The following is a 5,645-nucleotide window of genomic DNA, read 5'->3' as shown; positions in this document are numbered from 1 at the left end:
CCGGCGAGGAGGAGGTGCTCAGCAGTTGCATGATCATTTCCGAGGGCACCGACATCCCCTCAGTGGGTGGCGCGATCCTGATGCGTCCCACCGCTTCCCTGAGCCTCTACTTGCAGATGGTCGGCCGGGCCCTGCGGCCCGCACCGGGAAAACAGGAAGCCGTGATCCTCGATCACGTCGGCAACGCCCATCGCCATGGCCTGCCCACCGATGAGCGCGAGTGGAACCTGGCCGGCCGCCGCCGGCGGGAGAGTGTCTCGATCCCGATCAAGGACTGCCCGGTCTGCTTCTGCAGCTGTCCAAGCGCCGCACAGGTGTGCCCGGACTGCGGCCACTTGTTTCTGGTCGAGGAGCGCGATGAGCAGCGCCGCGGGCTCCAGCAGCTTGAGGGCGAGCTGGTTGAGATCACCAGCTCAGCCCGCCACCGACCCAAGCCCAACCAGCAGCAGCGGCCCCGGCGCACGCACCCAGCAGCCGGCTGTCGCACCTTCGAGGAGCTGCTGCAGCGGGAGCAGGAGCGGGGCTACAAGAGCGGCTGGGCCAGGCATGTGTGGGCAGCTCGGCAGCAAGCCGGCTCGCCATGACGCGTTATTCGCACGAGGGATGACGGCCACTTGCAAGGCGACGATTAGCGTGTCCGGGCGGAATAACGACAGCAATGGAATCTGATGGTTCTCTGAGCATTGAGCGTGATCGACTGAGGCTGGGTAAATACACATCCTGGGCTGCAGAGCTGTCTGGCGACCAACTAATGGCACTCTTGTGGATGGTTGGTGAGTACGGAATCAGGTCCTCGGCTAAGCACGAAGATCCCGCAGCTGGATGCGACATGCGGCGCGAAGTGGGGCGCAGGGCCCTGGTCAGCTTTGTTCACCAGCAACCCATATCGCTGGAGGAAGCCAAACGCCTGATCCGCCAAGGCCTCAGGCCTGAGTGAAGAGCTGATCCACCGGGAAGCGCCAACGCACCGCTGGACTGAAGGAAGAGGCCCTCTCAGCCCGCGTCAGGCAATAGGAGGCATGGCCTCCTCCCCCAGCGAACACGAGATCCAGCAACGCATCCGCCTGGCTTGCGGCTGCGGGCGGGTACGGCTCTGGCGCAACAACACCGGTGCCCTGGTCGACCAGCAGGGGCGCTTCGTGCGCTTTGGGCTGTGCAAGGGCAGCAGCGATCTGATCGGCCTGCGCTCGCTGGAGATCACGCCAGAGCTGGTCGGTCAGCGCATTGCCCAGTTCGTTGGCCTTGAGATCAAGACGGGCTCCGGAACCGTCAGCCCCGAGCAGCGGGCCTTTCTGCTGCTCGTGCAGCAGCTTGGCGGCTTGGGCGCGGTTTGCCGCTCGATTGCAGAGGCCCAAGCGGTCCTGGACCTGGATCCCATGGCCGGGTCGGGCCAATGAACAGACCCGAACTCCGCAGGCAGCTGCAGGTTCTGGCCAGCCGTTATCCCGGCGCCCATCCCTACACGCTGGCTTTGCGCTTCCAGGCTCAGACGTGCCGTGTTTTCAGCGGTCAACAGGTCAATCAGCTCTTGGCCGAGCCAGGGAACCACCGAAAACAGCACGCCAAGCTGTAACTAGCTCTGGCTAGCAGTGCCAAGCAGCGCTTAAGATTGGGCTATGGCACAAGCAAAGAAGCCCGTCAAGCGCACCTACCAGGCCGTCCTGGACTGGCAGGACGAGTCCCGCAGAGCCTTCGGGAAGATGCTGCTCAACTGGCGGCGTCGGAACGGCTGGACCCAGTACACCGCCTGCGAATGGGGTACGGAAGCCGACTTTGAGGTGATCTCCTACGGGAATCTCTCGGTGATCGAGCAGGGCAAGGCCGGCGAGCTGCGCCAGAAGGCCTTCTTCCAGCTCGAGGAGCTCAACCGTCGCCTGGCGGAGAAGGACTGGGGACCGCTCAAGTCCCAGCGGTTGAAGGACCAGTTGAAGGATGCGGAGCCCCTGCACGGCGATGACGGCAAGCTCTGGGATGCCGTGGACTTCTGGAGCTGCTACATCGGCTATGTGCCGGTGCCTAGGGCCTTTCAAGCAGCGCCCGCGCCAACCCTGACGTCGAAGCGCGCCGAGGAGATCTGTCAGAAATGGCGCCAGCACGTGCGCCGCGTGATCAAGGAAGGCGGTCTCGACGTCACCCAAACCCTGGAGCAGCTGGTCAAGAGTGCACCAAAGGAGCACCAGAAACGTTTCTCAGAGGTGCTAGCCATCGACGACTACAGCTCGGTTGAGCTGGCTCAGCTCTGGGTGGATGGCGAGGAGTTCCTGCCCGAACAGTGGATCAGCGCCTGGGAACAGACGGAGCTGGCCACCTAGGAGCGTGCCTAGGCGGAGCAGGCCACGGTCCGGACAATTCCGAGGGCAAGCTGGGGTTGCGCCTAGCGTTAGCTAGGTACTAAGCTCAGGCCAGCGGGCACAAGCCCAGATCTCAGCTGCCATGACGCAACCCCCCGCACGCGCAGGCGTGCCAACCGACGCTCTTGAACTGCTCGACGAAAAGGGCAGTGCCGAGCGAGCTCTCACCGTCGCCCTGGCCTCCTTTCAGGAGCAGGTGCAGGCCATTCCATCCCTTGATCTGGCTGCCGTGGTCGAAGCAGCCAGACCGGCCTTCGCATCAGGCATTGCCTTCAGCGCCCAGCTGGTCGACATCCGCGGCCGCAACAAGTTGCGGGTCACCGTGATGCATGCCGGCGGTGCTGAGGTCAGCAGCGAGGAGTGGGCCGACGAGGTCGATGACTTGCTGCGGGCATCCGGCTGGATGCTGGCCATGCTGCTGGGTATCCCTTTGGCCAAGCAGGCTCAGCCTGTAGAGCCTGAGAAGAAAGGGGCAAAGAGCCTCGCATATGTCGGGATTCCTGATGCTCCGGCTGGGCCTGAGCCCAGCAAGGAGGTAGAGGGTGTCCCAGTGGTTGACCTCGATGTCGCGCTGGAGGCGCTCACGCCCCAGGAGATCGAGGCCACCCACCAGCGGATCCTCGCCCTGCCCCAGACCGCTCGCCAGGAGCTGACCAAGACGTTCCGCGAGCACTTCCAGGTGCCGCGCAATGCCCGCTCCATCGGTGATCGCATCACCCAGCACCAGCACGCCGCCTTCATCGATCACTTCCTTGAGGAGTGCGAAGAACAAGGCCTCGATGGCGCCGCGGCGCCGGCAGAGCCATGAGCAGCCGGCGTCGCTACGGCGAGCAGCTCCGCTCAGTGGCTGGTCGCCACTTCATCCAGACCCAAGTGCGCACAGATGTGTACCTGCGAGTCCGCGAGGTGATGGAGCGCCACAACCTCTCGGCCAGCGGAGCAGTTCATCACCTGCTGCGCGAGCGCTTTGGTCTGCCGCCCCTGCCTCCGTTCGATCAACAGCCCATTTCCACCGTTCACCCCGTTTCAACCCATGGCTAAGGACATCTTTCGTACCCCCCTCGCCGAAGTGCGCTGGGCCCATCTGATCACCCCCAGGCATCAGCTCGACAAGAGCAAGCCCAAGGCCTGGACGGCCGACCTTCTCCTTCCCAACAGCGATGAGAGGGCCCAGTCCTTCCTACTAGCGATGGAAGACCAGTTCATCGCCCTGCACGGCAGCCGCAAGCGCCGCGCCGAGAAAGGCTTCCCCTGGAAGCCCGACAAGGAGAAGCCCAGCGAGATCACCGTGGTGCGCTTCAAGGTGCCGCAGTTCCAGCGCCGTGACGGCTCCCACTCCGAGGGGCCCCGCATCGTCGATGCCAAAAAGCAGCCCTGGGATGGGGCCGCCATCGGCAATGGCTCCAAGGTGGTAGTGGCCTTCGACATCTACGACTGGGACGGGGAGAACGGCTGCGGCATGACCTTCCAGCCCCGTGCCGTTCAGGTCGTCGAGTTCGTGCCCTACGAGCAGGTGGACCCCACCGACGGCTTTGAGGAGGTCGAGGGCTACACCACCCTTTGTGCTGCCGAGTCCGACAGCACAAAGGGCTGGGCTGTAGATGACGACGACGAGGCCCCCTTCTGATGGCCTCGCCACACGTGCGCAGCAACGGGGCCGCTGGGCCCCGTCCCCAATTGCCTGCCTTCTGCCGGAGCCGCCGGCCAGTCGTCATGGTCACGGCCAGCAGCATCGCCAACTTGCGCCTGCTGGTCTTGTTGGGGTTGGTGTTTCAGCTCAGCACCCTGCTGCTGTTGATCGCTGGGCCCGTGCCGCCGCTGTTGTCACCGGCCACCGTCACCAACCACTTCCGCCCCGATCCCAGCTCGGCCCTCAACGGGCCTGTCACCGCCTCACCGATTTCAGACCGATGAACAACAACACGTCTTCCCTCGTGCCCTTTGAGTACGAGGGCCGCCAGATCCGGGTCATCAGCGATGAGCTGGGTGATCTTTGGTTCGTGGCAGCTGATCTGCTTGCCTCGCTCGGCCTCGACCGCAAGGCCTTGGAGCGACTTGATGGCGACGAGAAGGGTGTGAGTTCAATTCACACCCCTGGGGGCGAGCAGGTCATGACGATCGTGAATGAGCCAGGGATGTACAACCTGGTGCTGGGTAGCCGCAAGAAGGAGGCTCACCGGTTCAAGCGCTGGGTCACTCACGAGGTGCTCCCGACAATCCGTCGGACAGGGAGCTACACCGTCCCAGGTGCCCTGCCTACTCCGGCATCCTTGCCCTCAGAGAAGCAGGACTGCGTCGGTGCTCTTCTGCTGATCGGTCAAGCCATCGCACGGCTCCCTGGCGTGAAGGCCGGCATCGCCATGGCTGCCACCCTCAACTGCATCCAGGAAAACACCGGCTTGGCGGTGGAGACCCTGCGACGTGCCTTGCCGGCTGCCGAAGAGCCCATCTGTTCGCTTAATGCCACTCAGCTGGGTCGAAAGGTGGGCATGTCGGCCCGGGTGATGAACCAGCACCTGGCGGCATGTGGGTTGCAGACCCGCAATGCCCGCGTCGAGTGGGAGCTGACGCAGCGGGGTCAGGATTGGGCAGAAGCCATGCCCTACTGCCGCCATGGACACAGCGGGTACCAGATTCTCTGGAATCCCGCCGTGGTTGACGTCCTTCGGGAGCTGAGCTGATGGAGGGTCAGTACGCGCCAGCAACATCCGGTCGTCAGAGGGTCTGGGTGACGACAGCAGAAGCGTGCGCAGCACTGGAAATGAGCCGCGAAACCCTCCGCCAGCTACGGCTGCGGGGGGTGCTCCAGCCAGGCAAGCACTACCGCCGCTGGGGCTGCACCCAGGGCCGGGGTCCGCTGCAGTGGCACCTGGAGAACGTGGAAGCAACGATTACCGGCTGGAGCCGCCGCCATCTCAAACAGTGAGCAGGGTTGCAAGCCCGGCCGCTCTCCCTACGGTTCGGGAGAGCGGCCTGCCTTTTGCCTGGTGTCTCTGCGAGTTCGTTTCATTGCCGTCCTGATCGGAGTGGGTGCCATCTGCGGCAGTCCGGCTGTCGCCCAGGTCCTGAAGATGGACTACCAGAACAACCGCATGAACGGTTCCTGACGCAGTGGTGCCGTTGAAGTCAACGCGCAGCAGCAGCGGCGGATCAACGAGTCCGGATCAAATGTGCTCCAGCCGGTGGCTGTCGTTCGTGTGAATGGCACCGAGGTCGGCCGGCTCGTTGGTGCCGAGAAATGGGGTGGCAGTCCAGCTGCGGTGGCTCAGATCGCAGAAATGGATCCGGAGAACC

9 protein-coding genes are annotated in these 5,645 nt (G+C 64.0%); all 9 read left to right on the top strand.

The window, feature by feature from the left end:
• Positions 1-584: DEAD/DEAH box helicase (locus KBZ15_RS17240; RefSeq protein WP_396123534.1), on the top strand; the 584-nt coding region annotated here is incomplete at its 5' end.
• 435 nt (positions 585-1,019) lie between these two features.
• Positions 1,020-1,397 (top strand): VRR-NUC domain-containing protein, encoded by a 378-nt coding sequence (locus tag KBZ15_RS17235; RefSeq protein WP_255016457.1) that lies wholly within the window; start codon positions 1,020-1,022, stop codon positions 1,395-1,397.
• Between the two features lie 219 nt (positions 1,398-1,616).
• Positions 1,617-2,312 (top strand): XRE family transcriptional regulator, encoded by a 696-nt coding sequence (locus tag KBZ15_RS17230; RefSeq protein ID WP_255016455.1) that lies wholly within the window; start codon positions 1,617-1,619, stop codon positions 2,310-2,312.
• Between the two features lie 121 nt (positions 2,313-2,433).
• The gene (locus tag KBZ15_RS17225; RefSeq protein ID WP_255016454.1) at positions 2,434-3,159 is read left to right on the top strand and encodes a hypothetical protein; all 726 of its coding nucleotides are present in this window, start codon (positions 2,434-2,436) and stop codon (positions 3,157-3,159) included.
• On the top strand, positions 3,156-3,392 hold the full coding sequence (locus tag KBZ15_RS17220; RefSeq protein WP_255016453.1) for a hypothetical protein: 237 nt from the start codon (positions 3,156-3,158) through the stop codon (positions 3,390-3,392). Before KBZ15_RS17225 ends, KBZ15_RS17220 begins: the two co-directional genes overlap by 4 nt.
• Complete coding sequence (locus KBZ15_RS17215; protein WP_255016451.1) at positions 3,385-3,978, top strand: hypothetical protein; 594 nt, start codon at positions 3,385-3,387, stop codon at positions 3,976-3,978. The genes KBZ15_RS17220 and KBZ15_RS17215 overlap by 8 nt, the downstream gene beginning before the upstream one ends.
• Positions 3,978-4,265: a hypothetical protein gene (locus tag KBZ15_RS17210; RefSeq protein ID WP_255016450.1), complete on the top strand. Its 288-nt coding sequence runs from the start codon at positions 3,978-3,980 to the stop codon at positions 4,263-4,265. Before KBZ15_RS17215 ends, KBZ15_RS17210 begins: the two co-directional genes overlap by 1 nt.
• Positions 4,262-5,032: a BRO family protein gene (locus KBZ15_RS17205; RefSeq protein ID WP_255016449.1), complete on the top strand. Its 771-nt coding sequence runs from the start codon at positions 4,262-4,264 to the stop codon at positions 5,030-5,032. Before KBZ15_RS17210 ends, KBZ15_RS17205 begins: the two co-directional genes overlap by 4 nt.
• Positions 5,032-5,277, top strand: coding sequence for a helix-turn-helix domain-containing protein (locus KBZ15_RS17200; protein WP_396123533.1), 246 nt, complete (start codon positions 5,032-5,034; stop codon positions 5,275-5,277). Before KBZ15_RS17205 ends, KBZ15_RS17200 begins: the two co-directional genes overlap by 1 nt.
• The last annotated feature ends 368 nt before the right edge of the window (positions 5,278-5,645 follow it).

Origin of the sequence: Cyanobium sp. BA20m-p-22, from assembly GCF_024346275.1 — a bacterium.
Lineage (GTDB): Bacteria > Cyanobacteriota > Cyanobacteriia > PCC-6307 > Cyanobiaceae > Cyanobium_A.
Note: the sequence above shows the minus strand (reverse complement) of the source record. Positions and strands in the feature narration are given on the sequence as shown.

What these genes read in the sequence shown, in the direction of transcription:
- KBZ15_RS17200 (WP_396123533.1), top strand. Translation starts at nt 5,032, where the DNA reads ATGGAGGGTCAGTACGCGCCAGCAACATCCGGTCGTCAGAGGGTCTGG.
- KBZ15_RS17205 (WP_255016449.1), top strand. Translation starts at nt 4,262, where the DNA reads ATGAACAACAACACGTCTTCCCTCGTGCCCTTTGAGTACGAGGGCCGC.
- KBZ15_RS17220 (WP_255016453.1), top strand. Translation starts at nt 3,156, where the DNA reads ATGAGCAGCCGGCGTCGCTACGGCGAGCAGCTCCGCTCAGTGGCTGGT.
- KBZ15_RS17215 (WP_255016451.1), top strand. Translation starts at nt 3,385, where the DNA reads ATGGCTAAGGACATCTTTCGTACCCCCCTCGCCGAAGTGCGCTGGGCC.
- KBZ15_RS17210 (WP_255016450.1), top strand. Translation starts at nt 3,978, where the DNA reads ATGGCCTCGCCACACGTGCGCAGCAACGGGGCCGCTGGGCCCCGTCCC.
- KBZ15_RS17225 (WP_255016454.1), top strand. Translation starts at nt 2,434, where the DNA reads ATGACGCAACCCCCCGCACGCGCAGGCGTGCCAACCGACGCTCTTGAA.
- KBZ15_RS17230 (WP_255016455.1), top strand. Translation starts at nt 1,617, where the DNA reads ATGGCACAAGCAAAGAAGCCCGTCAAGCGCACCTACCAGGCCGTCCTG.
- KBZ15_RS17235 (WP_255016457.1), top strand. Translation starts at nt 1,020, where the DNA reads ATGGCCTCCTCCCCCAGCGAACACGAGATCCAGCAACGCATCCGCCTG.